This window comes from Ginsengibacter sp. (assembly GCF_057362405.1).
Window position 1 is genome coordinate 1 of the sequence record NZ_JBMQQG010000249.1, and the last position, 3,565, is coordinate 3,565.

The 3,565-nt window shown below is 37.6% G+C and carries 2 protein-coding genes; both read left to right on the forward strand.

Annotated features, from left to right (window positions below; translation table 11 throughout):
* A partial coding sequence (locus ACO1O5_RS21360; protein WP_486273906.1) for a ligand-binding sensor domain-containing protein occupies positions 1–2,586 on the forward strand: 2,586 nt, incomplete at its 5' end.
* A gap of 11 nt (positions 2,587–2,597) precedes the next feature.
* Entirely contained in the window at positions 2,598–3,344 is a 747-nt protein-coding gene (locus ACO1O5_RS21365) for a LytR/AlgR family response regulator transcription factor (protein WP_486273908.1), read from the forward strand.
* Positions 3,345–3,565 lie beyond the last annotated feature (221 nt).

Consider the following 3,565-nt stretch of genomic DNA (forward strand, 5'->3'; position numbering starts at 1 on the left):
CTCATCTATCATGATAGCCTCCGTAATTGTACATGGGGCACGAACTTTGATGAAATGATGCTGTTTGATAAAAAAACAAAAAATATCTATACAACCCGTTATAATCCAGTAAATAATCCGGTTCTTAAAGCCTACGCGGATAAAACTATTTCTTTTATTATGGTTGATAGCAAGGATAACATATGGGCAACGGAATGGGGAAGCACGATATATAAATACGATGCCCGGCAAAAAGTATGCAAACAGTATCAAACTGTTCCGCAAATAGTGCAGCCAAAAGGATCATTAAAAATGAAGGAGACAGTAACTACTCTTTGTATGTTTGAGGATAGCCATGGAACCACCTGGATAGGCAATGATCACAATGGGCTTTTTCGGTACGATAAAAATGGCGACACGTTAAGCACAATATCCGGAACCTACAATGATCAAAAGGGCTTACGGTATAATTATAATTTCTATTGCATCAGCGAAGATCGTGATGGAAATATTTGGCTGGGTACTGACAGAGGCATTAATATTTTCAATCCTTATGATCAATATTTTTCCAGCATTACTCACGAAGAAAATAACGTGTCTTCTCTTCCCAAAAATGAGATCACGTCATTTATGCAAGGCAGCAACGGCTCAATGTATATTGGCACGTGGGGAGGCGGTTGCAGCATTTATGACAGCATGGGGCAATTTAAAAAAACATTATTCCCTAAAGGTTTATACGAGTATCCTCTTATTTGGTCGATAGTAGAAGATACGGCCGGAAAAATTTGGATAGGAGCCCAACATGGGTATATCCATAAATATGATCCTGCCAATGGAAGTTTTGAAACCATTCATCCACCTGGGAATGAAAATTCAACTGCGAGGTGTATGGTTAAAGATAAATCGGGGAATATATGGATTGGATTGCAAAATGGAAAGATAACAGAATGGGAAGCGAGGTCAGGCAAGTTTATTGAACAAAACAGGCAGGGGCTGCTGAATAATCTGCCTGTGAAAAATATTTTTATCGATAATAGTGGCGGTTTTTGGGTGAGCACTTCAGGTGGCCTGGCTCATTTCGATCCATTATCACATCAATATATTGTGCGTTACCTAGTTTCAGGCAATAGCCCCTGTAAATACTGCAGCGATGAAATGAATGGCATTGAGCAGCAAAATGATTCAACGCTCCTCGTGGGCACAATGCGGTTTGGATTTTTCTTTTTTAATCTCAACTCCAAAAAATTTACCCGGTATAATGGTTTCCCCGAAGCAAAGGCGATAAATATATACGCTATAAAAAAAGATAATCAACATAATCTATGGATGACATCGGATTATAATCTATACGAATTACAGGAACGTGATAATAAACTGGTGAAATATGATTTGCCGGAAGGACTTTTGAATTCGGCTTTTGAAATGCTAAGTATATATCCATTGTTAAATGGAAACTGGACTACTGCATCTAAAACAGAAGTTATTCTCTTCAATCCTAAAAAAATTGAAGTGGGCCAAAATCAAAATATGCTGGTTGCCATTACGGGCTTTAAAATCTTTGACCATGAAATAAATATCGATTCTCTCATTAAAGATAACCAACCTATATTATTGCAGCCAGGTCAAAATTTTCTCACGATAGAATTTAGCATCCATTCTTATACAGGCATTGAAAAAAATATTTTTTATAAATTATCTGGCATAGATAAAAACTGGGTAAAGTCTGATGAAAAGAATATGGCCAGCTATGCCAACCTTGCACCGGGTAGTTACACATTTAATATTAAAACCGGAGACGAATATAGTAACTCAAAAATAACTACCGTAAACATCGTTATACAGCCGCACTTTTATTCAACGTGGTGGTTTAAATCATTCCTTATTTTATTAACCGGCTTGATTATTTATTTTTTTGTGAAACGGCGCATACAAAATATCCGGTACAAAGCTGAGCTTCGCCATAAGATTTCTGAAACCGAAATGCTGGCGCTGCGGTCGCAGATGAATCCGCATTTCATTTTTAACTGTCTTAGCGCTATAGATAATTTAATACAAACCAATCAGCCAGATAAAGCAACTACCTACCTGGCAAGGTTTGGCAAGTTGATACGATCAGTACTGGAAAGTACGAAACATGACCTGGTACCCTTTTACAAAGATTTTGAAACGCTTAAGTTGTATATAGAACTGGAACAATTCAGATCGGGCAATAAGTTCAACTATAGTATGAATGCCGATGAAGAATTAGTTGAAGGAGATTATAAGGTGCCTCCCTTGTTAGTGCAACCATTTGTGGAAAACGCCATCCACCATGGCTTAATGAATAAATTGACAGGTGAAAGAAATTTAATTATCACCGTTGCGATAAAATCCGGGACCATACAATACATTATTAAAGACGATGGAGTGGGCCGCATAAAAGCACAGGATATTAAACAACAAAACAGGCCGGAGCATAATTCGTATGGGATAGAAATTTCTTCGCAGAGGATACAACTGCACAACAGAGGCGGCAGCCAAAATAACATCGTCATTACGGATCTTTCCTGCAATGGGCATGCTGCAGGCACTGAAGTGACTGTAAATATTAATATTGACAACCCTTAAATTATTCCAATATGCTGAAGGCAATACTTGTTGATGATGAAGAAAGCAATGTAAGCGCTTTGAAAGAAAAGATTGGGCGCCATTGTCCTGAATTGGATATCGTCGCACTTTGTTATAATGCTACTGACGCAATTGAGGCTATTAATACTTTGCAACCCGATGTGGTTTTCCTCGATATTGAAATGCCTGTGATGAACGGCTTTTTATTATTGCAAAATTTAACTTTCAAAAATTTCGAATTAATATTTACAACCGCTTATGACCATTACGCAATTAAAGCCATTCGTTTTAGCGCTTTAGATTACCTGGTAAAACCCATAGAAATTGAAGAATTGAAAATTGCTGTAGACAGGGCGGCCGAAGAAAGATCGAAAATTAATTCTGCTCATCAGTTGGATATTTTGTTGGAAAATTTGTCGGCGAGGAACTCAGGCTTTCAAAAAATTGCCATCCCGACTACAGAAGGGCTGCAGTTCATAAAAATAAATGACATTGTGTACCTGGAAGCCAATACTAACTATACTTATATCATAATGGCTGATGCAAAAAAATATTTAGTCTGCCAAACATTGAAGAATTTCGAAGACATATTACCTACGGACACATTTGTGAGAATACATAACTCATTTATCATTAATAAAAATTTTGCTGAAAGGTATATACGCGGTGAGGGTGGGCAGGTTGTTTTAAGTAATGGAAGTGTGCTCGACGTTTCTAAACGAAAAAAAACTGAGTTTTTAAAAGCTATTGGGCATTAAGAAATTTGAAGTATGCTGTGAGAAAGGTTTACGTCAGAGTTCCGCAACCAGACAATTTTGATACAACGATTCAACAGCGCCGTGTTATGCGTTGCCATAGCAAAGAATAAGATTAATATTTTACTCCACCTTCCCGATAATGGCCCAGTCGTCTTTGCCATGTCCTTTATCAATCCATTCGTCCATCAGTATTGCCACTGCAGGAATTACATTCAAGGTAA